At 71.7% G+C, this 21,432-nt stretch carries 20 protein-coding genes; 8 read left to right on the top strand and 12 right to left on the bottom strand.

Annotation, left to right across the window (positions count from 1 at the left end; all coding sequences use genetic code 11):
* Nucleotides 1-7 precede the first annotated feature (7 nt).
* Nucleotides 8-496 (bottom strand): hypothetical protein, encoded by a 489-nt coding sequence (locus ACIRPK_RS12995; RefSeq protein ID WP_403037042.1) that lies wholly within the window; start codon nt 494-496, stop codon nt 8-10.
* A 63-nt stretch (nt 497-559) separates the two neighbouring features.
* Here ACIRPK_RS12995 and arfB point away from each other — a divergent pair, with 63 nt between their 5' ends.
* Nucleotides 560-991: an alternative ribosome rescue aminoacyl-tRNA hydrolase ArfB gene (gene arfB / locus ACIRPK_RS13000; protein ID WP_403037044.1), complete on the top strand. Its 432-nt coding sequence runs from the start codon at nt 560-562 to the stop codon at nt 989-991.
* A 211-nt stretch (nt 992-1,202) separates the two neighbouring features.
* On the opposite strand, the gene ACIRPK_RS13005 is transcribed toward arfB, so the two are convergent.
* On the bottom strand, nt 1,203-1,733 hold the full coding sequence (locus tag ACIRPK_RS13005; RefSeq protein WP_403037045.1) for a flavin reductase family protein: 531 nt from the start codon (nt 1,731-1,733) through the stop codon (nt 1,203-1,205).
* A 322-nt stretch (nt 1,734-2,055) separates the two neighbouring features.
* Between ACIRPK_RS13005 and ACIRPK_RS13010 the strand changes: the two genes are divergently transcribed.
* Together ACIRPK_RS13010 and ACIRPK_RS13015 are read left to right on the top strand one after the other, a co-directional pair.
* Complete coding sequence (locus ACIRPK_RS13010; RefSeq protein WP_403037048.1) at nt 2,056-3,867, top strand: diguanylate cyclase domain-containing protein; 1,812 nt, start codon at nt 2,056-2,058, stop codon at nt 3,865-3,867.
* Between the two features lie 155 nt (nt 3,868-4,022).
* On the top strand, nt 4,023-4,931 hold the full coding sequence (locus ACIRPK_RS13015) for a hypothetical protein (RefSeq protein WP_403037051.1): 909 nt from the start codon (nt 4,023-4,025) through the stop codon (nt 4,929-4,931).
* Between the two features lie 179 nt (nt 4,932-5,110).
* On the opposite strand, the gene ACIRPK_RS13020 is transcribed toward ACIRPK_RS13015, so the two are convergent.
* The 4 genes from ACIRPK_RS13020 to ACIRPK_RS13035 form a co-directional block, all read right to left on the bottom strand.
* Nucleotides 5,111-5,980: a ketose-bisphosphate aldolase gene (locus ACIRPK_RS13020; RefSeq protein WP_403037054.1), complete on the bottom strand. Its 870-nt coding sequence runs from the start codon at nt 5,978-5,980 to the stop codon at nt 5,111-5,113.
* A gap of 70 nt (nt 5,981-6,050) precedes the next feature.
* Entirely contained in the window at nt 6,051-7,223 is a 1,173-nt protein-coding gene (gene nagA / locus ACIRPK_RS13025) for an N-acetylglucosamine-6-phosphate deacetylase (protein ID WP_403037057.1), read from the bottom strand.
* Nucleotides 7,220-8,152 (bottom strand): ROK family protein, encoded by a 933-nt coding sequence (locus ACIRPK_RS13030; protein ID WP_403037059.1) that lies wholly within the window; start codon nt 8,150-8,152, stop codon nt 7,220-7,222. Before ACIRPK_RS13030 ends, nagA begins: the two co-directional genes overlap by 4 nt.
* A 158-nt stretch (nt 8,153-8,310) precedes the next feature.
* Complete coding sequence (locus ACIRPK_RS13035) at nt 8,311-9,222, bottom strand: SIS domain-containing protein (protein WP_403037062.1); 912 nt, start codon at nt 9,220-9,222, stop codon at nt 8,311-8,313.
* A 160-nt stretch (nt 9,223-9,382) separates the two neighbouring features.
* Here ACIRPK_RS13035 and ACIRPK_RS13040 point away from each other — a divergent pair, with 160 nt between their 5' ends.
* Both ACIRPK_RS13040 and ACIRPK_RS13045 read left to right on the top strand, forming a co-directional pair.
* Nucleotides 9,383-10,162 carry a DeoR/GlpR family DNA-binding transcription regulator gene (locus tag ACIRPK_RS13040; RefSeq protein ID WP_403037064.1) on the top strand — a complete coding sequence of 260 codons (780 nt, stop codon included), beginning with the start codon at nt 9,383-9,385 and terminating at the stop codon, nt 10,160-10,162.
* A 133-nt stretch (nt 10,163-10,295) separates the two neighbouring features.
* Complete coding sequence (locus tag ACIRPK_RS13045; protein ID WP_403037067.1) at nt 10,296-11,579, top strand: extracellular solute-binding protein; 1,284 nt, start codon at nt 10,296-10,298, stop codon at nt 11,577-11,579.
* Nucleotides 11,580-11,581: 2 nt separating this feature from the next.
* Here the strand turns inward: ACIRPK_RS13045 and ACIRPK_RS13050 are convergent, their stop codons facing one another.
* Complete coding sequence (locus ACIRPK_RS13050) at nt 11,582-11,938, bottom strand: cupin domain-containing protein (RefSeq protein WP_403037070.1); 357 nt, start codon at nt 11,936-11,938, stop codon at nt 11,582-11,584.
* 99 nt (nt 11,939-12,037) lie between these two features.
* Here ACIRPK_RS13050 and ACIRPK_RS13055 point away from each other — a divergent pair, with 99 nt between their 5' ends.
* Together ACIRPK_RS13055 and otsB are read left to right on the top strand one after the other, a co-directional pair.
* Nucleotides 12,038-12,265, top strand: a complete 228-nt coding sequence (locus tag ACIRPK_RS13055) for a DUF3263 domain-containing protein (RefSeq protein WP_403037073.1) — start codon at nt 12,038-12,040, stop codon at nt 12,263-12,265.
* 378 nt (nt 12,266-12,643) lie between these two features.
* Nucleotides 12,644-13,468 (top strand): trehalose-phosphatase, encoded by an 825-nt coding sequence (gene otsB, locus ACIRPK_RS13060; RefSeq protein WP_403037076.1) that lies wholly within the window; start codon nt 12,644-12,646, stop codon nt 13,466-13,468.
* 15 nt (nt 13,469-13,483) lie between these two features.
* Here otsB and ACIRPK_RS13065 read toward each other — a convergent pair whose 3' ends face one another.
* From ACIRPK_RS13065 to ACIRPK_RS13085, 5 genes are read right to left on the bottom strand one after another with little or no spacing between them, the layout of a single operon-like run.
* Nucleotides 13,484-14,479 (bottom strand): LacI family DNA-binding transcriptional regulator, encoded by a 996-nt coding sequence (locus tag ACIRPK_RS13065; protein ID WP_403037079.1) that lies wholly within the window; start codon nt 14,477-14,479, stop codon nt 13,484-13,486.
* The gene (locus tag ACIRPK_RS13070; protein WP_403037082.1) at nt 14,476-16,218 is read right to left on the bottom strand and encodes a glycoside hydrolase family 36 protein; all 1,743 of its coding nucleotides are present in this window, start codon (nt 16,216-16,218) and stop codon (nt 14,476-14,478) included. Before ACIRPK_RS13070 ends, ACIRPK_RS13065 begins: the two co-directional genes overlap by 4 nt.
* Nucleotides 16,215-17,030 carry a carbohydrate ABC transporter permease gene (locus tag ACIRPK_RS13075; protein WP_403037085.1) on the bottom strand — a complete coding sequence of 272 codons (816 nt, stop codon included), beginning with the start codon at nt 17,028-17,030 and terminating at the stop codon, nt 16,215-16,217. Before ACIRPK_RS13075 ends, ACIRPK_RS13070 begins: the two co-directional genes overlap by 4 nt.
* Entirely contained in the window at nt 17,027-17,869 is an 843-nt protein-coding gene (locus ACIRPK_RS13080) for a carbohydrate ABC transporter permease (RefSeq protein ID WP_403037088.1), read from the bottom strand. Before ACIRPK_RS13080 ends, ACIRPK_RS13075 begins: the two co-directional genes overlap by 4 nt.
* A complete protein-coding gene (locus ACIRPK_RS13085) occupies nt 17,866-19,203 on the bottom strand; it encodes an ABC transporter substrate-binding protein (RefSeq protein ID WP_403037091.1) in 1,338 nt (445 codons plus the stop codon). Before ACIRPK_RS13085 ends, ACIRPK_RS13080 begins: the two co-directional genes overlap by 4 nt.
* Nucleotides 19,204-19,396: 193 nt before the next feature.
* Here ACIRPK_RS13085 and ACIRPK_RS13090 point away from each other — a divergent pair, with 193 nt between their 5' ends.
* Nucleotides 19,397-21,364: a hypothetical protein gene (locus ACIRPK_RS13090; RefSeq protein ID WP_403037094.1), complete on the top strand. Its 1,968-nt coding sequence runs from the start codon at nt 19,397-19,399 to the stop codon at nt 21,362-21,364.
* Nucleotides 21,365-21,432 lie beyond the last annotated feature (68 nt).

The raw sequence follows: 21,432 nt of genomic DNA on the forward strand, positions 1-21,432 counted from the left end.
AGGGGGCTCAGACCCGGGGAAACCTCCCCTGGACCGTCCAGATGTTCGGGTTGTCGGCCAGTCCTTCGTGCAGGTCGAACAGGTCGGCCAGGACGTCCTGGAGGAAGTCCCGGGCCTCCCGCCGCAGATCGGCGTGCCGGACCACCGCGATCGGCTCGTCCGGCAGCCAGGTCGCGCTGATCTCGACCAGACCGAACCGGCGGGCGAACCGGAGCAGCTCGGTGTTCTGGGTGAAGTCCAGGTCGTACGTCTGCACCGTGGCGGAGCGGCTGCCGCGCCGGTCCTGGTCGAGGTGCTCGACGGTGTCGCAGAGCGCCCAGGCGAAGTCCAGCACCGGCACCCATCCCCAGCCTGTGGACAACTCCGCGCCGTCCGCATCCAGGTAGACGTCGCCGCAGAACAGGTCGTGCCGCAGGCTGCGGACCGGTGCGGTCCGGTAGTCCGTCTGCGGAGGGTCGGGGAAACGGTTGGAGAGGGCGTAGCCGAGCTCGATCACACCGCCCATCCTCCCAGGCGTAAACCTGGTGACCGCGCCGCAGCGGCGGGAGATGATGGACGCATGCCCGAGCCCATCCGCGTCCGGGGATCGGTGGTCGTCCCCGACGCCGAGCTCGTCTGGCGCTTCTCCCGTTCCTCCGGCCCCGGTGGCCAGCACGTCAACACCTCCGACACCCAGGTCGAGCTCCGCTACGACCTGGCGGCCTCGACCGCGCTGCCGCAGGTCTGGAAGGACCGTGCCCTCGAACGGCTCGCCACCCGCCTGGTGGACGGCCGGATCCTGGTGGTCCGGGCCTCCGAGCACCGGTCCCAGTGGCGCAACCGCGAGGTGGCCGCGGCCCGGCTCGCCGCCCTGCTCGGCGAGGCCACCGCCCCGCCGCCCAAGACCCGCCGCAAGACCAAGCCCACCCGCGGCATGATCGAACGCCGTCTCTCCAACAAGCGGCACCGCTCCGACCTCAAGCAGGGCCGCAGCCGGCCTGCCTCGGACTAGCTCGACTTTTGGCAGGTGCTCGGCCCGCTACGGAGTCAGGAGCTCGGGGCACCTGCTCGGCCAGGCACCGCCCAGGGGCTCGGGGAACTGCGACGCCGACCCTGCCAAGGTGATCCGTCCGTGCGGGGCAGGCACGTTCGCCGTGATGCCCGCCGGCCACGAACCGTCGCGGTTCCCCGAGCCCCTGACTTCCGAAGCGTGTGCCCGAGGATCAGGCGAGGTGGCGGTAGCCGCCGCGGTGGTAGAGCAGGGGAGCCGCGCCGGGGGCGGTGACGGTGGCGGCGAGGACGTGGCCGAGGAGCAGGACGTGGTCGCCGGCCGGGATGCGTTGGACGGTGCGGCACTCGACCGTGGCGAGCGCCCCGTCGATCAGCGGCGCCCCGGTGTGCGCGCCCCGGTGGTGCGCGGTGTCGGCGAACAGCAGCCGGTCGCTCAGCCGCCCCTTCATGGCGAACCGGGAGGCCACCGCCTGGTGGTTCTCGCCGAGCAGCGAGACGGCCCAGAGCTCGGACCGGGTCAGCACCTCGTCCATCCGGGAGTCCTCGCGGACCGAGACCAGCACCAGCGGCGGCTCCAGCGAGACCGAGAGGAACGAGGTCGCCGTCATGCCGGCGTCCTCCTCGTCCTCGGGGTCGTGGACGGTGACCAGCGCGACGCCGGAGGCGAGCTGGCCGAGGGCCGCGCGGAACTCCTCGGGAGTGGCGGCCGGGCTGGTGGTGGAGGACTGCGGGGACGTCTGCACGTACCGCACGGTAGTCGTCCGGCCGGGCGGGCGGCATCGGGCCGTGGTCGTAGGACTGCTGGGCCGGAAGGCTGAACCGGCGGCGACCCTGGCGGCCCGGGCCGTGGACGACCGGAACCGCCAATGGTCGTGATTGTCCGGAGATGTCATCTCCATGGCGGGTGAGCTGCGGTTTCGGTCATGTGCATTGTGTGATTTGGGTCACAAGTGGTGACCTATTGTTGACCGAGCGTGCCGAACGTTGTGCTCCCTGTGATTCAGTTCTTCTGGCAATCGGACGATAACCATCAAGAACTATCCGAAGCAGCCGGGGAGCCCCCGCATGGAAGCCGAGTCGGAGCCCTATGTCCGCCTCGCGACCCTCCGCACCTTGCACCGGGTCGTGGCGGACCTCAACGCTGCCCGCAGCCTGGCCGGGACCTTGCAGGCCGTGGTCGAGGGTGCCGTGCACGGGCTCGGCTTCGACGCCGCGGCGGTCAGCCTGGTGCGGCCGGACGGCGACCTGGTGGTGGCGGCGGTCTGGGAGCTCGAGGAGAGCGCCTTCGGCGGCCCCGCGGTGCTGCTCGGCCAGGTCGGCTCGCGGGAGTCCTGGGAGCGGATGCTGAGCGTCAGCGACCACTGGGGCACGCTGCGCTTCCTGCCGTACGACCGTGGCTGGGCGATCGGCACCGACATCCCGAGCTGGACCGGGGACGGCCCGCTGCCGGTGTACACCAACGACTGGCACCCGGCCGACGTGCTGCTGGCCCCGATGTACAGCGCCGGCGGAGACCTGCTCGGGGTGCTGTCGGTGGACCGCCCGCGCAGCGGCAAGCGGCCCGGCGCGTGGACCAGGGAGGCGCTGGAGATGTTCTCGCTCCAGGCGTCGATCGCCATCGGGAACGCCCGGCTACGCGCGGAGATGCAGCGGGCGCTGGCCCGGCTGGAGAAGGAGCAGCAGGCGCTCCGGGCCAGCGAGGAGAGTTTCCGGCAGGCGTTCGAGTACGCCCCCAGCGGGATGGCCATCACCGAGCTGCACGGGGCCGGCACCGGCCAGCTGACCCGGGTCAACGACGCCCTCTGCCGGCTGCTGGGCCGCCCGCGGGCCACCCTGCGGCAGCAGCGGTTCGCCGACCTGGTGCACCCCGACGACCTGGAGCTGCTGAACCGGACCAGCGCCGAGGGCGGCCGGGCCGAGCTGCGGCTGTCCCGCCGGGACGGCGGCTACCAGTGGGTCTGCCTGCGCAACTCGGTGGTGGCCGACGCGGCCGAGGGCCCGAGCTTCCTGCTCACCCACGTCGAGGACATCGAGGAACGCAAGCGGCACGAGTTCCAGCTTGCCCACCGGGCCAGCCACGACGCCCTCACCGGGCTGCCGAACAGCGCCGAGCTGCGCACCCGGCTCGGCCGCCGGCTGTGCGCCCAGGCGCCCGGCGCACCCGCCGTGCACCCGGAGCAGGAGCGGCACGACACAGAGCCCGCGTACGCCGGTCAGGCGGCCTCGTACGGGGCGCACGGCGCCTTCGACGGCCAGGGGGGCCAGATCGCGCTGCCGCACGGCTACGGGACCCCTGACGGCTTCGGCCGGTCGCCCTATCCCGACCGGGAGCAGTTCGGCCGCCCCCGGGAGTGCACCGAGGTGCCGGCCGACCACGTGCACGCGGTGATCCCGGCCGAGCTGCCGGGCGGGAGCGAGCTGTGGGGCGGTTCGATCAGGCCGGGCATGGCCGAGAAGGGGCTCGCGGTGATCTTCTGCGATCTGGACGGTTTCAAGTCGATCAACGACCGATTCGGCCACAAGGCCGGCGACGGGGTGCTGATCGAGGTGGCCAGACGGCTCCAGCAGGTGGTCCGCGAGGGTGACACGGTGGCCCGGCTCGGCGGTGACGAGTTCGTGGTGCTGGCCGACGGGATCGGCCGCGAGGAGGCCAAGGACCTGGCCGGACGGCTGCGCAACGCGATCATCCCGCCGATGCGGATCGACAACCGGACCACCCGGGTCGGGGTCAGTCTCGGCATCGGCTGGGCGGGCTGCGGGATGAGCATCGAGGAGGTGCTGCACGTGGCCGACGAGCGGATGTACGACGAGAAGCGGGCCCGCGGCGGCCCGGCCCGGGGCGCGCGGGGCGAGCGTTCGCACCGGCGCGCGGGGTGAACCTCTCCGTACGGCTTCTCCACCGGTCCTCCTGATTGCGTGGGCCGCGAACCGACTTTCCGCCCCGTCGCGCTCGGCAGGTAGGGTTCGCCTGGTACGAGCGTTCATCTGCCCGTACGGCGTTCGGCCGCCGTACGGAGTGCTGCGATGGGGAGTTGACCACCGTGACGACGGCCGGCAGTAACGGAGCGCCCGAGGACGCGGCGAAGGAAGACCCGTTCGCGTACCTCTACCGTCCGGCGGACGGCGAGGAAGTGGCCAGCAGGCCCCGCGACTCCTCCTACTCCCGCCCGGTCGAGGTCGGCCGCGCGCAGTACGGCCAGCAGCCCGCGCAGCCGCCGACCCTCCCGGGCCCAACGCGGCAGGTCACCGCCCAGATCCCGCAGCCGTCGGCGCCCCGGTACGCCGAGCACTCCCGCCCGCAGCCGGGCGAGCAGCAGCCGGCCGGGCGCAGCAAGGGCGTGGTGATCGGCGCCGTCGCGGTGGTCGCCGCGATCGCGATCGGCGCCGGGGTGGCCCTCTCGATGGGCGACGGCGGTAAGAAGGACGACAAGGCCGCCGGCGGCAGCAGCGCCCCGGTCAAGCCCTCGACCGCGTCCTCTGCGTCCGCCTCGCCCTCCGCGAGCGCCACCCCGGACGGCAGGCCGGTCGCGGACGCGAGCGCACTGAAGGGCCAGAACGCCCCCTCGGGCAACAGCGTGAAGGGCGCCAAGTCGGCGGACGGCAGCTACCTGACGCTGACCGCGGGCTCCTCGGTGACCTGGACGTTCACGGCCCCGAGCGCGGGCGCGTACAAGTTCTGGCTGCACTTCAACAACACCGGCCAGAACTTCAACGCGGCGGTCGCGGTCAACGGCAAGGACCGGGACGGCGGCATCACCGTGAAGAACTACTCCGGCGCCGGGGTGGACCCGGCCCAGGCCTGGTACAGCACCAACATATGGCCGGAGCTGCAGGCCGGGACGAACACCGTGACGGTGAGCATCCCGGCCGGGAGCAGCAACAGCATCCTGGTCGACCAGGTCGCCCTCACCCCGATGACCGTCAACGAGTACCCGAGTTGACCCCCGGCTCCGCCGACCTTTCGGCACGTGGGGTGCACCATCAGGGGCTCGGGGAACTGCGACGCCGGCCTCGTTCGAGGTGATCGCCGCGTGGGTGGTCAGGGACTTTCGCAGTGAGCCGAGCGCCAGATCTCCTCGCAGTTCCCCGAGCCCCTGACCGTAGCTGCCCGGGCGCCTGCCTAGAGTGCGGCGCGGTGGGCCCGGCCGACCACGTGGGAGAGGCGGGCGACCGTTTCGGCCATCGCGGACCGGGCCGGGGCGAGGTACGTGCGCGGGTCGGTGAGGCCCGGCTCCTCGGCGAGGCGTTGGCGGACCACCGGGGTGAACGCGGTGTTGAGCGCGGTGCCGATGTTGACCTTGACCAGCCCGGCCGCGATCCCGGCCGACAGTTCCTCGTCGGCCACCCCGGAGCTGCCGTGCAGCACCAGCGGGACGGGCACCGCCTCGGCCAGACGGCGGATCAGCTCGTGGTCGAGCAGGGCCGTCCGGGTGGTCATCGCGTGGGAGCTGCCGACCGCCACCGCGAGCGCGTCCACCCCGGTCTCCGCGACGTAGCGGGCCGCCTCGGCCGGGTCGGTCCGGGCGCCGGGGGCGTGCGGGGAGAGCGGCGGCTCGCCGTCCTTGCCGCCGACCCGGCCGAGCTCGGCCTCCAGGTGCAGGCCGTGCCGGTGCGCCCAGTCGGCGGCCTCGGCGGTGCGCTTGACGTTCTCGTCGTGCGGCAGCGCGGAGGCGTCGTACATCGCCGAGCTGAACCCGGCGGCGGCACTGGCCCGCAGCAGGTCGAAGTCCTCGACGTGGTCGAGGTGCAGCGAGACCGGCACCTTGGCGGCGGCCGCGAGTTCGGTGCAGGCCCGGGCCAGCGGGAGCAGCCGGCCGCCGTGGTAGGCGACGGCGTTCTGACTGACCTGCAGCACCACCGGGCTGCCGGTGAGTTCGGCCCCGGAGACGATCGCCTCGGCGTGCTCCAGGGTGATCACGTTGAAGGCGGGCAGGCCGCGGCCGGCCGCGACGGCGGAGGCGAGCAGGTCGGCGGTACGGGCAACGGGCATGGGTGTCCCCCAGGGAGAGGTGGGCAGCGGGACGCAGAACCGCTGCTCACCTCCCCGGTGGGACGGGGTGTCAGGCCGCGTGGGCCTTGGCGAGACGGTCCGCGCCGACGATCCACTCGCCGCGGCGCATCACCGCGACGAGATCGTGGGTCTCGGAGTCGAGCACGACGAGGTCGGCGTTCTTGCCGACCTCCAGGGAACCGATCGAGTCGGACAGGCCGAGCAGCCTGGCCGGCACGGTGGACAGCGAGGTGACGGCCTGGTTGAGCGAGAGGCCGTTGACGGTGACGGAGCGCTTGAAGGCGACGTCCAGGGTCAGGGTGGAGCCAGCGATGGAGCCGCCCTCGACCAGCCTGGCGATGCCGTTCTCGACCCGGACCTGGAGCGGGCCGAGCGGGTAGAGCCCGTCGCCCATCCCGGCCGCGCCCATCGCGTCGGTGATCAGCGCGACCCGCTCGGCACCCGCGGTGCCGTAGGCGAGGTCGAGCACCGACGGGTGCAGGTGCACGCCGTCGTTGATCAGCTCGACGGTGACCCGCTCGTCCTCCAGCAGGGCGACGATCGGGCCGGGCGCGCGGTGCTGGATGCCCGGCATCGCGTTGAACAGGTGGGTGGCCACGGTGGCCCCGGCCTCGACGGCCTCCAGGGTCTTCGCGTAGTCGGAGTCGGTGTGCCCGACGGCCGCGATCACCCCGAGCTCGGCGAGCATCCGGACCGACTCCAGACCACCCGTCAGCTCCGGTGCCAGGGTGAACATCTTGGCGGTGCCGCGAGCGGCGTCCACCAGCTTGCGCACCAGCGCCGGGTCCGGGTCGCGGAGCAGGTCCGGGCGGTGCGCGCCGCACCGGTTGTGCGAGATGAACGGGCCCTCGAAGTGGACGCCCGCCAGCACGCCGTCCTCGACCAGCTCGGAGAGGACGGCCGCCTGGTGGCAGAGCTCGTCGATCTCCCCGGTGACGGTGGAGGCGATCGTGGTGGTGGTGCCGTGCGCCAGGTGGGTCCGGGCGACGGTGAGGGCCTCCTCGGCGATGCCGGAGGCGTAGCTGCCGCCGCCACCACCGTGCACATGGAGGTCCACGAAGCCGGGGACGACGGTGTAACCGGTCAGGTCGACGTCACCAGGCTCCGTCTCGCCGCCGAGGCCCGCGATCCGCGAACCCTCGACGGCCAGCCGGCCGTTCTCGACGACACCACCCGGCAGGACCAGTCGGGCGCCGGCCAGTGCAGTTCGGTCCGCGGTCACGCGGTCACCTCCATGGAGAGCAGATCCCAGGCGAGCAGGCCCGCGCCCAGGGATGCGGCGGTGTCTCTGAGCATGGCGGGTACGACCTTCGGGGGCATCTGGAAGGTCAGCCGCTCGGACACCGCTGCGCGCAATGGTGTGAAGAGCGTGTCACCGGCTTCGGCCAGCCCACCGCCGATGATCACCGTCGACGGGTCGAGCAGGCTCTGGGCCAGCACGATCCCGTCGGCGAGTGCCTCGACGGCGTTCCGCCAGACGGCCAGGGCGCGTTCGTCCCCGGCGTCGACGGCGGTGGCGCAGGCCGCCGCGTCGGCGTCCGGGTCACCGCTCGCCTCGGCCCAGGCCCGGGAGACCGCGGAGGCCGAGGCCAGCGTCTCCAGGCAGCCGCGGGCACCGCAGCCGCACAGCGGGCCGCCGGGGCGGACCACCACGTGGCCGATCTCGCCGCCGTAGCCGTGCGCGCCCGCCTCGATCGACCCACCGATGCCGATGGCCCCGGCGATGCCGGTGCCGAGCGCGATGAAGAGGAAGCGGTCCACGCCCGCCCCGGCACCGATCCGCCCCTCGGCCAGCCCGCCGGAGCGGACGTCGTGGCCGAGGGCGACCGGCAGGCCGCCGAGGCGCTCGCCGAGCAGCTTGCGCATCGGGAGGTCCCGCCAGCCGAGGTTGGCGGAGAAGACCGCGATCCCGTTCTTCTCGTCGATCGTCCCCGGCACGGCGACGCCGGCGGCGAGGGGGCCGCTGCCGAAGCGGGCGAGCCCCTCGGCCGCCAGTTCGGCGGCGAAGTCGAGGATGGTGGCGACGACGGCATCGGTGCCGTGCTCCCGCCCGGTCGGTCGGCGTGCCTCGAACAGCACGGAGCCGTCCTGGGCGAGCAACGCGGCCTTCATGCCGGTTCCGCCTACATCGAGTGCGATGACGTGCTTCACGGGGGACAGTTTCCCTTGACCAAGTCGGAGAGGTCTAGTCCAGTTGCGCGATTGGTCTGGTCCAGCGAGGTGAGGTTTGTCGCCTTTAAGGATGGCTTAAGGGTGTTTGGGTGGCGATAGGCAATCTGCTTTACCTAATCCCGAACGGGAGACGGCGGTCAGGTGAGGATGATCGAACGGGTCAGTGCGCGCGGCCGGTCCGGGTCGAGACCGCGGGCCTCGGCGGTGGCGACGGCGAGTTTCTGGGCCCGGACCAGGTCGGCCAGCGGGTCGCCGCCGGGCTCGTGCACCAGCACCGCGCCGGTCGCCGCGACCTGCTCGGCCAGCCCCTCGGGAAGCTCGCCGAAGGCCCAGACCGCGCGGCCGGGCGCGGCGATCGCGATCGGGCCGTGCCGGTACTCCATCGCCGGGTAGGACTCGGTCCAGGCTCCGGCCGCCTCGCGCATCTTCAGCCCGGCCTCCTGGGCCAGCCCGTAGGTCCAGCCCCGGCCGAGGAAGGTGACCTGCTCGGCCGCGACCAGCTCGGCCGGGACCGCCCAGGCGACCGCCGCCTCGGCGTCCACGGCGGCCTCGGCGATCCGCCCGGTGCCGGGCGGCAGGGCGCCCTCCAGCTCCAGGTGGGCGCGCAGCAGGGCGAGTGCGGTGGTGGCGAACCGGGTCTGCACCACCGAGCGCTCGTCGGCGAAGTCCAGCAGCACGGTCTGTTCGGCGACCTCGAACACCGGGCTGCCCGGGGTGCCGGTGAGCACCGTGCTGGGCGTCTTGAGCCGCTCCAGCAGTTCGAGCACCTCGGTGGTGGTGCCCGAGCGGGTGATCGCCAGCACCCGGTCGTAGCGGCGGCCGGCCGGGAACTCGGAGGCGGCCAGCGCGTCCGTCTCGCCGTGCCCGCCGCCCTCGCGCAGCGCGGCGTAGGACTGGGCCATGAACCAGGAGGTGCCGCAGCCGACCACCGCGACCCGCTCGCCGCGCTGCGGCAGGACGGGCGCCGCGGCGGGCGCGAGGGCGGCGGCCTGCCGCCAGTTCGCGGGCTGGGTGGCGAGTTCCTCGGCGGTCAGTGAGGAGAAGGGCATACGGGCTCCTTCGGAAGGGCTCCGGAGTAGAATGCGTGAAGCTGTTTGATTTATAGAGGTTTCGAGCATCATTGCGCAAGAGCGGTTCGCTTGATGGAACTGTGGGAAGCTGACCCCGCCGTCGTACGGCGGCTCCGGGACTGGAAGGGACGGCATCTGCGTGTCCAGGTACGAGCGGTGGAACGCGCTGCTGGAACTGCTCAACGAGCACGGCAAGTTGGAGGTCGAGGAGGCCGCCGAGGCGCTGAACGTGTCGGCCGCGACCATCCGGCGCGACCTGGACCAACTGGCCCGCCAGCAGATGGTCACCAGGACCCGTGGCGGGGCGGTTGCTCACAATGTCTCGTACGATCTGCCGCTGCGCTACAAGACCGCCCGCAATGCCGACGCCAAACAGCGGATCGGCGCCGCGGTGGCCGAACTCGTCGCCCCCGGTGAGGTGGTGGGCCTGAACGGCGGCACCACCACCACCGAGGTGGCCCGCGCGCTGGCGGTCCGCCCGGAGCCCGAGGGGGCCGGCCCCGGCGTCACCATCGTCACCAACGCGGTCAACATCGCCAACGAGTTGACGGTCCGTCCGCAGGTGAAGATCGTGCTGACCGGCGGCGTGGCCCGGCCGCAGTCGTACGAGCTGATCGGGCCGCTGGCCTCCCTGGTGCTGAACGAACTCACGCTCGACATCACGGTGTTGGGCGTGGACGCGTTCGACGCCGAGCACGGTGCGACCGCGCACAACGAGGGCGAGGCGAGCGTCAACCGGCTGCTCGCCGACCGGGCCCGCCGGGTGGTGGTGGCGGCCGACTCCTCCAAGCTCGGGCACCGCGCCTTCGCCCGGATCTGCGGGCTCGACCAGGTCTCGGCGCTGGTCACCGACACCGGGATCGGCCCGGAGTTGACCGCCGCCTTCACGGAGGCCGGAGTCCGGGTGATCGCGGTCTGAACGGCGCCTGTCGTTGCAAGGAGCGCAACGGCGGCGGAGATTGGGTAACTACCCCGGCCAGAGGTCTGGACCAGTAGTACCCGGCGCTGAGAGGGTGGCCGACGCTCCTCCTCCCCCCGAAGGTGGTCCCCCGTTGTTCAGCGCTACCCGGAAGCCCGTCCTGCCCTTGACGGCGCTCGCCGCCTCCACCGCGCTGCTGCTCAGCGGCTGCGGTTCGAACGTGCTCGGCTCCGGCGGTGACGTCACCCTGCGCCTGGTGGTGGCCGACTACGGCGACAGCCCGGCGAACACCTCCAGCCTGTACTGGAACGACCTGGTCAAGCGGTTCGAGCAGGCCAACTCCGGCATCAAGGTCGACCTCGAAGTGGTGATCTGGGACGACATCGACAAGCGGGTCGGCGAACTGCTGAAGAGCGGCCGGATCCCGGACATGCTGCAGACCGGCGGCTACGCCGACCAGGTCGCGGCCGGCCGGCTGTACCCGGTGAGCGAGGTGCTCACCATCGACGCCCAGGTCAACACGATCGACGCGTTCGCCAAGGCCGGCCAGGTACTGGGCAGCCAGTACGGCATCCCGTTCATCGCCTCCTCGCGCGCCTTCTTCTACAACAAGGCGATCTTCGAGAAGGCCGGCATCAGCCAACCCCCCGCCAGCTGGGAGGAGTTGCGCAAGGACGCCAAGCTGATCAAGCAGAAGGTGCCAGGCGTGGTCCCGTACGGACTGCCGCTCGGCCCCGAGGAGGCGCAGGCCGAGTCGCTGATGTGGACGATGAGCGGCGGCGGCGGACTGGCCGACGACGCGGGCAACTACAGCATCGACAGCACGCAGAACCGGGCCACCTTCGAGTGGCTGCGCACCAACCTGGTCAAGGACGGCCTGACCTACGCCGACCCCGGCACGGTGAACCGCAAGACCGCCTTCGCGGACTTCGCGGCGGGCAAGGTCGCGATGCTCAACGGCCACCCCGCGCTGGTCCAGAAGGCGGTCACCGGGAAGATCGACTACGGCCTGGCGGCGATCCCGCGCAAGGACCCGCAGTCCAAGGCGGCCAGCTTCGCGGTGGCCGACTGGATGATGGCCTTCAAGGCCAACGGGCACCGCGCCGAGATCAAGAAGTTCCTCTCCTTCGCCTACCAGAAGGAGAACACCATGAAGTTCTACGAGACCTACAACATGCTGCCGGTCACCCAGGACGCCCGCGTCGACATGACCGCCGACGCCGCGCACGCCGACCTCAAGCCCTTCCTGGACGCCCTGCCGGACGCCCACTTCTACCCGTACGCCGAGCCGTCCTGGGGGAAGGTCAGCGAGCAGCTGAAGAAGGAGATCGGCGGCGCGGTAAAGGACGGCGGGGCCGAGACGCTCTCCAAGCTCCAGGGCTTCGCCGCCGAAGCCGCCGCCGAGGCGCGCAAGTAGGTCTAGCCGTCGGCGCCGAGGTCGATCGCGTACGCCTTGCGGAGGGTCTCGTGCACCGTCCAGGTGGTCCGGTCGCCCTCGGCCAGCACGGCCAGGTCGCCCGGGCCGACCTCCAGCACGCTGCCGTTCTCGAACGCGATGGTGGCCCGGCCGCTGATCACCACGAAGATCTCGTCGGCCTCGGTGTCGGTCACCACGCCCGGGGTGATCTGCCAGATGCCGCGGATCCGGCGGCCGTCCGGCGACTCCCAGACCACCTTGCCGGAGACCTCCGGGGAGCCGGAGACGATCTGCGCCGGGTCCAGCGGGTCTGGCTCGAGCTCGGCGTCGGGGATGTTCAGAGCGAAACTGTTGGTCATGGCACCCGACGCTAACGCCCCCGCCCCGACGGCGGGGGCGGCACACTGTGTCGGCCTGACCGGGCAGAATGACACCCCGTAAGTGGAGGTGACCCGCCCATGTCCGAGCTGACCGACCGCGAGCTCGCCGTGCTCGCCTTGGAGAGCCGCACCTGGCGCACCACCGGCGCCAAGGAACGCGCCGTCCGGGAGGAACTCGACCTCTCGGCCACCCGCTACTACCAGATCCTCAACCGCCTGCTGGATCGCCAGGAGGCCCTCGCCCACGCCCCGGTCCTGGTCAACCGCCTCCGCAGGGTCCGCGACGCAAAACGCGCGGAGCGCTGACGTGTGGCACGCCGGCCTTCTGGCAGGGCGCTCAGCCGCCTACGGCGCTGTTGTGCGGCTCCGCCGCGTGGGCGACGCCGACTTTTTGGCAGGTGCTCCGGATCTACGGTCAGGGGCTCGGGGAACTGCGACGCCGGCCTCGGAACAGGTGATCCGTTCAGGGGCGGCCAGGCACTTTCGTCTGTGACCCGAACGCCAGATCTCCTCGCAGTTCCCCGAGCCCCTGGACAGTGCAACCGAACGCCCTGCCAAAAGCGCAGCCCCGAGCCCCTGGGCCGTAAGTGGCTGAGCGCCTGCCAACAGCGCAGCGCCGTGGCCCCTGACCTAGATGCTCGGGCGCCTGCCGAATGTGCGGCTTCGAGCCCGTATGGTCGGGGCATGGGTATTCCTGAGCCGAGTACGTCCGCCGGCCGGGCCGGGCTGGCCGCGTTGTTGGCCGAGCCGAGGTCCGCCGTGGTGGCGCTGGACTTCGACGGCACGTTGGCCCCGATCGTGGCGGATCCGGACCAGGCCCGGGCCCACCCCGCCGCGGTGGCCGCACTGGAGGCGCTGGCCCCCCTGCTGGGCGCCGTGGTGGTGGTGACGGGCCGTCCGGCCGCGGTGGCCGTCGAGTACGGCGGCTTCGCGGGGCTGGAGCGGTTCACCGTGCTGGGCCAGTACGGCGCCGAGCGCTGGGAGGCGGGGGTGCTGACCGCGCCGCCGCCACCGCCGGGAGTGGCCGCCGTACGGGAGCAACTACCGGTGTTGCTGGCCGAGTCGGGGGCCCCGGACGGCACCTGGATCGAGGACAAGGGCCGCGCCCTGGCCGTGCACACCCGTCGGACCGCGGACCCACAGCGCGTCCTGGAGCAACTGCGAGCCCCGCTGGAGCAGTTGGCGGCGGCCCACGGACTGCTGGTGGAGCCGGGCAGGTACGTGCTGGAGCTCCGGCCGCCGGGGGTGGACAAGGGCGGGGCGCTGACCGCGTTCCTGGCCGAACGCCCGCCCGGCCCGGTGCTGTACGCCGGGGACGACCTCGGGGACCTGCCCGCGTACGCCGCGCTGGAGCAGCGCCGGGCCGAGGGGCACCCGGCCGTGCTGGTGTGCAGCTCGGCCACCACGGGCGAGCACCCGGTCACCGAACTGGCCGACCGGGCCGACCTGTTGGTGGCGGGCCCGGTCGGTGTGGCGGAGCTGTTGGCGGCGCTGGCGGTTGAGCTCTAGCGCCGGCGCCCGGCACTAGCTCGGCGCCGCCGCCGTGGTGGACCGGATCACCAGCTCGGGGTCGAACAGCAACTCGCCCACCGGGACGGGCCGGTTGGCCACCAGGGCGAGCACGCTCCGGCCGACCTCCAGGGCCAGCCGGTCGGCCGGCTGCCGGACGGTGGTCAGCGGCGGGTCGGTGAACTCGGTGATCATCGTGCCGTCGTAGCCGACCACCGAGACGTCCTCGGGGACCGCGCGGCCCTGCCGCCGGACCCCGCGGATGGCGCCGAGGGCCATGAAGTCGCTGGCCGCCACGATCGCGGTGGCGCCCTTCTGGACCAGGGCGGCGGCCGCCGCCTGCCCGCCCTCGACGGTGTAGGACTGCCGGATCACCCACTGCTCGGCGTCGGCCAGCCCGCGCCGGGTCATCGCGGTCATGAAGCCCGCCACCCGCCGGTCCGCCGGGTGGTTCCCGGCCGGGCCCGAGGCCATCCCGATCCGGCGGTGGCCGAGCCGGTAGAGGTGGTCCACGGCCAGCTCGGCGGCGAGCGCGTCGTCGGTGGAGAAGACCGGGGCCGGGTGGCCGTCCTCGAACTGGCCGTTCACGCCGACGTACGGGATGCGGCGGTCCCGCAGCAGCTCGTACGTCTCGGTGTCGGCGCCCTCCAGGGTGTTGCTGGCGGAGAGGAAGACCACCGCCGCGACGCCCCGGTCGACCAGCGCGGTGACGAAGTCGCGCTCCTGCACCCCGCCGGGGAAGGCGGGGCAGAGCACCATCTTGAGCCCGTGCGGGGCGAGCGCGGACTCGATCCGTTCGGCCACGTCCGCGAAGAACGGGTTGGAGATGTGCTCCGTCACCACGGCCACCAACTGGCCGGGGGTGGCGCGTTCGTAGCCGAGTTCGGCCATCGCCTGCTCGACCGCGTCCCGGGTCTTCTTGGCGACCCCCTGCCGTCGGTTGATCACCCGGCTGACGGTCGCCTCGCTGACACCCGCGCGAGCCGCTAGTTCGGTGATACCGACCTTCATGCCGTCCCTTCCAAGCTGCTGAGAGTGGCCAGGCCCGAGCGTGGCACCGGCAGGCTGTGCAGGCCGGGCGGCAGCGTGAGCCGACTCCGTTCGATGATACGGCCGGTGGGGCCGTGAACTGCGAGTTCGGCCGAACCGCCCGGCTCGGCCACCTCCAGGATCAGCCGGTCCGCCGCCGAACCGTTCACCAGGACGAGTTCCTGAGCGGGGGTCAGCACGACCGGTACCACCTGTTCGGAGTGCACGCTGACCAGCTGGAACCCGTCGCCGGTGGCCCGCACCACGGGGTACAGCTCGTCAGGGCGGCCCGGTTCGACCTCGCCGTCCAGCAGGGTGTCGCGCAGCCGGCGCCACTGCCCGAGCCAGAACGCCACGGTGGCCCGGTGCTCCTCCGACAGCCGGGTCAGCCGGACGGAGACCTGCGGTACCGAGTGCAGGGCGCCGATCAACTGCCGGGCCGCGCTGTGCGCCGGAGCCTCCGGCGGCCAGAGCAGCATGTCGGAGTGGACCGCGCCGCCGACCGCCAGGAAGGCGGTGTCGATGGTGCGGACCCGGTTGGCGGTGGAGTCGGCCGGGCAGTCGAAGGAGCGCAGCAGGTTCCCGTAGGGGGCCATGCCGGGCCCGACGTAGGGCTGCCGCAGTTCCAGCAGCAGTCCGGGCCGGATCGGTTCCAGCTCCGCCCGCAGTTCGGCGAGCAGCACCGTCATCGCCCGGCCGACGTCCGGGCCGCCGTCCCCGGCGTGCACCATCGCCTCGTCGAGGAAGTCCAGCTTCAGCCCGTCCACCCCGAACTCCCGCACCAGGGAGGCGCAGAGCTCGACCACGTGCCGGCGGACCTCGGGCAGGCGCGGGTCCAGCACGTACGCCCCCGGCACGGTGGCCGGGACGGTGGGGGCCCACCTGCGGTAGGCCGCGGAGTGCGGGCCGACCAGCAGTGGGGCGGTCCAGAGCAGGTAGTGCAGGCCGGCGTCGCGGACCCGGCCGACGTGCGCGGCCAGATCGGGGAACTTGGCCGGATCGGGGCGCCAGTCGCCGCAGCCGGCGTAGCCCCGGCCCTGGCCGCCGAGCTGCCAGCCGTCGTCCAGGATCAGTGCGCCGAAGCCGAGCCGGGCGGCCAGGACGGCCTCCTGCTCGACCGCTTCGGCGTCCACCTGCTGGTTGAAGGCGTACCAGGTCGAGTAGACCGGGGTACGGGCGCCCTCGGGCACCGGCATCGGGTCGATCCCGGCGGCGTACCAGCCGCGTAGTGCCCGCATGGCCTCGGCCACGCTGGTCGATCGGGGCACGAAGAGCAGGCGGTGCGGGTCGGTGGAGGGCGGCAGCCGGAGCTGCACCACGTAGCTGTCGGTCTCCTCCGAGACGCCGAACCGGAGCTCGGCCTCGGGCACCGGGTCGGCCGCCGCGAAGGTCAGCAGGGTGGCGCCCGCGTGGTCGAACAGGCAGCCGGTGGCGAGTGCGTCCACCAGCGAGACCTTGGCCCGGCCCTCCCAGTCGGCGGGCAGCGTGCGCCGCCAGCCGCCCTGCGGGTGCCAGTACCCGGCGGCGTCGCCGAGCGGGACGGTGAGCCGGACCTCGACCGGCCCGGCGGCCGCCTCGACGGCCACCAGCCGGATGCCGGAAGGGAGTTCGGTGCTGGACCAGTGGCCGTTCGGGGCCGCGATGGAGACCTGGTCGAGCAGCGGTTCGAAGGTGGCCGGAGCCAGCTCGGCGGTGGTGACCGCCTCCTGGTCGACGCTCATTCCTTCACCGCCCCGGCGAGCAGCCCCGACACGAAGTGCCGCTGGAGGGCGAGGAAGAGCGCGGCCATCGGCAGTGCGGCGATCGCCGTACCGGCCAGGATCGCGCCGTAGTCGGTGTCGTCGACGCCCTGGAGGGAGGCGAGCGCGACCGGGATGGTCAGCGAGGATTCGGAACGGAGCACGATCAACGGCCAGATGAACTCGTTCCACTGGAACAGGAAGAGGAAGATGGCGAGCGCGGCGAGCGCGGGCCGCATCGGCGGCAGCGCGACCCGGAGGAACAGCCGCAGTTCCCCGCAGCCGTCCACCCGGCCGGAGTCCAGCAGTTCGTCCGGCAGCGCGGCCATCGACTGCCGCATCAGGAAGATCCCGAACGGCAGGGCCAGGTTGGGCAGCAGCACGGCCTGGTAGGTGTCCAGCCATTGGAGCTCGGCCATCAGCTTGAACAGCGGGACCAGGGTGACCTGGGCCGGGATCACCAGCCCGAGCATCAGCAGTCCGAACAGCGGCTCCCGGCCCCGGAACCGGAACTTGGCGAAGCCGTAGCCGGCCAGGGTGCAGACCGTCCCGGCGAGCAGGGTGTAGACGGTCGCGATGCCGAGCGAGTTGAGCACCACCCGGCCGAAGTCGGCCTTCTCCTGAAGGTTGTTCAGGTTGTCCAGCAGGTGCCCGCCGGGGAGCAGCGGCGGCGGGGTCCGGAAGATCTCCTGGGTGCTGTGGGTGGCGGCGATCACCAGCCAGTAGAACGGGACCAGGACGGCGGCCAGGGTGATGGCCAGCGACCAGGTCAGGGTGAGGCTGCGGAGCTTCACGACTTCCCTCCGAGCACCTTGAACTGGAGCAGGCCGAGCGCCCCGATCAGCAGGGCCAGCGCGTAGGCGATGGCCGAGGCGTAGCCGAAGTCGAAGTACTTGAACGCGTTCTGGTAGAGGTACATGCCGATCGTCAGGGTCGCGTTGTCGGGCCCACCGCCGGTCAGCACGTAGGGCTCGTCGAAGAGTTGCAGGGTGCCGATGGTGGAGAGCACGGTGGTCAGCAGCAGCGCGGGCCGCAGCCCGGGCAGCGTGACGTGCCGGAACGCGCCCCAGGCCCCGGCGCCGTCCACCGCCGCCGCGTCGTACAGCTCGGTCGGGACGGTCTGCAGCCGGGCCAGCAGGATCACCGCGTTGTAGCCGGTGTAGTGCCAGGTGAGCGCCAGACCGAGGGAGACCTTGGCCAGCAGCGGGTCGGTCAGCCACGGGATGTCGGTCCCGACCAGCCAGTTGACCAGCCCGTACTGCTGGTTGAGCAGCACCGAGAAGACGATCCCGTACGCCACCAGGCCGGTCACCATCGGCAGGAAGAAGCCCAGCCGGAACACCGAACGGGCCTTCAGTAGACTGGAGTTGAAGGCGACCGCGAGGCCGGTTGCCAGGGCCAGCATCAGCGGGACCTGGACCGCCAGGATCACCGCGCTGTTGCCGAGCGCGGTCCAGAACAGCGAGTCGTCCAGCAGCCGGGCGTAGTTGTCGAGACCGGCGAAGGTCTCCACCCCGCCCGACTGCTTGAAGAGACTGAGCCGGAACGAGGCGAGGATCGGGTAGAGCTTGAAAGCGGCGAACAGCACCACCGCCGGGAGCACGAACAGGTAGGGCATGGTGCGACGGGTCATCGCACGACCTTGCGCCCGGTCTGCTGGGCCAGCTGGTCGGCGGCCTGCTTCAGCACCTCGGCCGGGTCGGCGCCCTTGAGCAGCACCTTGGTCTGGGCGTCGGTGACCACCTTGAGCGCGCGGGCGTAGTCGGCGGAGTAGTTGAAGGCCGGGGAGGGGGCCTTCAGGGCGTCGAGGAAGATCTCGCCCTTCTTCTGGCCGCTGAAGAACGCCGAGGGCTCGTGGAAGACCGAGTCGTCGTACGCGGCCATCAGGGCCGGCGCGATGCCCTTGCCCCGGTAGATCGAGACCTGCGAGGACGGCTTGGTGAGCACGTACTCGATGAAGGTCCAGGCGGCGGCCTGCTGCTTGCTGGAGCCGGCGATCGCCAGGTGGGTGGAGTTGACGGTGGCGGCGGTGGAGCCGCCGCGGCGGACGGCCGGGGGGAGCCGGACCTTCCACTTGCCGGCCTCCTGCGGGACCAGGCCCTCGATGATGCCGCCGAACCAGGTCGGCCAGGGCAGCACCGCGGCGGTGCCCTGCTTGATCGAGTTCTCCAGCGCGCTCCAGCCGCCGGACAGGTCGCTGACCAGGCCCGCGTCGTTCATCTTCTTGATCAGGGTGAGCGCGGTGACGGCCTCGGGGGAGTCCAGCGTGATCGCGCCGTCCATGGTGAAGTAGAACTTGCCCTGGAGCTGGAGCAGCAGCTGGAAGAAGTTGGCCGCGTCGGGCTGCGAGGCGGGCTTGTCGATGCCGAGCAGGAACGCGCCGGTGGCGGCCTTGAGCTTCTTGCCCGCCTCGATCACCTCGTCCCAGGTGCCCAGCGACTCGACGTCCACGCCGGCCTTCTCGAAGAGGTCGGCCCGGTAGTAGAAGCCACCCGAATTGGCCTCCCACGGCAGGGCGTTGACCCGGCTCTGCGGGGCGACGGTCTGCCACAGGCCCTGGGCGAAGGCGTCCTTGTACTTGGTGGCGCCGAGCGGGCCGAGGTCGGCCAGGCCGGCCGGGAACTTCTCCACGTAGCCGGGCAGGTAGTCCACCCCGATGTGCAGCACGTCGGCCAGGCCGCTGCCGCCGGCCGCCAGCCCGGTGGTGATCTTGTCCCAGATCGCCGGGTTGCCGATGTCCTGGACGGTGACCTTGATGTCCGGGTACGTCTTGTTGAACTCCGGGAGCAGCGCCTTGAGCTGGGCCGCCGGGCCCTGCCAGCTCCAGACGGTGATCTCGCCCTTGCGGGCGTCCCCGGCGCCGCCGCCGTCGGTGCCGGTGCCGGTGCCGGAGCACGCGGCGAGCCCGGCGCCGACCGTGAGGGCGCCGCCGAGTCTGAGCAGTCCGCGTCGGTCCAGGGTGGCCATGGTGGTGCCTTTCGAGGGTGGGGGTCTGACGGGCTGGACGTTAGCAACGAGTGGAGTCGGCTTGCAATGGATGGGTGAAAACTTTCTTCGGGATCGTGCAGGGTGGCGAGAATTCTTGCCCCGGTGCATTGAAAGCCCGCCCGGCTCGCTGTTAGCGTCGGCGCTCCCTCAACGGAGAGACCTGGAGACCCTGATGCGACGCACCAGACTGCCGCTGCTCACCGCTCTCGCACTGCTGATACCGCTCGTCCCGCAGACCCTGGCGGTGGCCAGTGCCGCCCCTGCCGCCGCCAAGGTGCCGACGGTCCTCAACCCCGGGTTCGAGCTGGGCACCAGGGGCTGGGAGTTCACCCCCTCGGGCGCGGGTGTCGCCACCAACTACCCGCACGGTGGAGCCAAGTTGGCGTACCTGGACGGCGGCCGCGGCTTCCGGGTCGGGCAGACCCTGACCGCCCCGACGGCCGGCCGGTACGACATCTCGGCCTGGATCGCGACCGGCGGCCCGAACGGGCGCTTCGTGGTGCGGGTGAACGGCGTCGAGGCGGGCGCGGTCACCGTGCCGGAGCGGTACGAGTACTCCCGGCACACCGTCAGCCGGGTCTCGGTGGCCAAGGGCGACAAGCTGGAGATCGCCTTCGAGTCCGGCGACGGCTGGCTCAACGTGGACGACGTGATGATCTCCCCGGCGGCCCCGGCCGACCCCCGGATCAGCTCCTCCGACCCGAAGGTCGTCGAGATGTTCGACTGGGCCAAGCGGAAGGCCAACAGCTGGGTGATGCTGCCCGGTTCGACCGGCCCGGTGAACGTCGACGAGAACAACCGCTTCGGCACCGGCACCGCCACCTACGGCGCGTCCTACTGGGCCGGGTACGCCAACCGCAGCGGCTACTACTCCCGGGACATGGCGCACCAGGTGGTCGGCGCCCAGGTGCTCGGCCTGACCGCCGAGAACCGGAACATGCTGCACTCCTTCGCTGCCTCCGCGACCGAGGTGCACAAGTACTACCCGGTCTGGGCCCAGAACTTCGACACCGGCACCTACCTGGGCATCGACTACCGCAACCCCAACTCCTTCGTCCGGGAGGTGCCCGCCCCGTTCGAGCTGGTGGAGAAGGCGGCCCAGGCGTACCGCTGGAGCGGCGACCCGGCGTACGTCGACGACCAGGTGTTCTGGGACTTCTACCAGCACACCACCAAGGAGTTCGTCGACCTGCACAACGCGGCCAAGGGCAACGGCCCGGTGCAGGTCGCCGAGGGCACCGGCAAGGGCATCTTCTCCGGCACCGCCAGCTACAACGAGCAGGGCAACGAGAAGCTCGCCGAGGCCGGCGACGGCATCGCGGCCCAGTACCAGGCGTACCTGGCGGTGGCCGCCCTGGCCAAGGCGAAGGGCGACACCGCCCTGGCCGCCCGGGCGGAGCAGCAGGCGGCGGCGCTCAAGCAGTACTTCAACGCGGAGTGGAGCGGCACCGGTTCGGGCGCCGGCATGGTCCGGGCCTACTCGCTCGACGGCACCGCGTTCAAGGGCTGGGGCCTGGAGAACAGCTGGTTCATGCCGATGAAGAAGATCATCGACGCCGGTCCGCGGAACGACGCCTACCTGGACTACATCGACGCCCAGGCCGCCGGGCCGGACGGCCCGTCCAACATCGAGGCGTTCACCTACCTGCCGGACACCTTCTTCAACAACAACCGCAACGACGCGGCCTGGAAGTGGATGCGGTACGTCTACGACCAGCGCGACGTCCAGCACGTGAACGCCTCGCAGGGCCCGAACGGCGACTACCCCGAGGTCTCCTTCACGCTGGTCGGCCAGACCGTCTCCGGCCTGCTCGGGCTCGACCCGGACGCCGCCAACCGCAAGCTGACCACCCAGTCCCGGCTGCCCGCCGGGATGGACTGGGTCCAGGTCGACGACATCCCGGTCGGCAAGGACACCGTCAGCCTGCGGCACGACGGCGCCACCAGCTCCACCCTGACCAACCGCTCGGCGTCCCGGACCTACACCTGGGAGGCCAGGTTCGTCGGCAGCCACCCGACGCTGACCGTGAACGGCGCCGCGAAGGCCGCGCTGACCAAGGTCGAGCACGGCGTCACCTACAGCTACCTCAACGTCAAGGTGACGCCGGGTCAGGCGGTCGTGGTCGGAGTGGCCGGCTGACCGTCGTTCCGGGGTGCGGAGGTCGTGGTGACGCCGCACCCCGGAACGCGAGGTCCGAATGCCGCCGG

The sequence above is a fragment of the Kitasatospora sp. NPDC101801 genome, from assembly GCF_044766665.1.
Classification (GTDB): Bacteria; Actinomycetota; Actinomycetes; order Streptomycetales; family Streptomycetaceae; genus Kitasatospora.

Bases quoted from the DNA above. Each gene is read 5' to 3' on its own strand.
- arfB (WP_403037044.1), top strand. From the start codon at position 560: ATGCCCGAGCCCATCCGCGTCCGGGGATCGGTGGTCGTCCCCGACGCC.
- ACIRPK_RS13010 (WP_403037048.1), top strand. From the start codon at position 2,056: ATGGAAGCCGAGTCGGAGCCCTATGTCCGCCTCGCGACCCTCCGCACC.
- ACIRPK_RS13020 (WP_403037054.1), bottom strand. From the start codon at position 5,980: ATGCCCGTTGCCCGTACCGCCGACCTGCTCGCCTCCGCCGTCGCGGCC.
- ACIRPK_RS13035 (WP_403037062.1), bottom strand. From the start codon at position 9,222: ATGCCCTTCTCCTCACTGACCGCCGAGGAACTCGCCACCCAGCCCGCG.
- ACIRPK_RS13050 (WP_403037070.1), bottom strand. From the start codon at position 11,938: ATGACCAACAGTTTCGCTCTGAACATCCCCGACGCCGAGCTCGAGCCA.
- ACIRPK_RS13055 (WP_403037073.1), top strand. From the start codon at position 12,038: ATGTCCGAGCTGACCGACCGCGAGCTCGCCGTGCTCGCCTTGGAGAGC.
- otsB (WP_403037076.1), top strand. From the start codon at position 12,644: ATGGGTATTCCTGAGCCGAGTACGTCCGCCGGCCGGGCCGGGCTGGCC.
- ACIRPK_RS13065 (WP_403037079.1), bottom strand. From the start codon at position 14,479: ATGAAGGTCGGTATCACCGAACTAGCGGCTCGCGCGGGTGTCAGCGAG.
- ACIRPK_RS13070 (WP_403037082.1), bottom strand. From the start codon at position 16,218: ATGAGCGTCGACCAGGAGGCGGTCACCACCGCCGAGCTGGCTCCGGCC.
- ACIRPK_RS13080 (WP_403037088.1), bottom strand. From the start codon at position 17,869: ATGACCCGTCGCACCATGCCCTACCTGTTCGTGCTCCCGGCGGTGGTG.
- ACIRPK_RS13085 (WP_403037091.1), bottom strand. From the start codon at position 19,203: ATGGCCACCCTGGACCGACGCGGACTGCTCAGACTCGGCGGCGCCCTC.
- ACIRPK_RS13090 (WP_403037094.1), top strand. From the start codon at position 19,397: ATGCGACGCACCAGACTGCCGCTGCTCACCGCTCTCGCACTGCTGATA.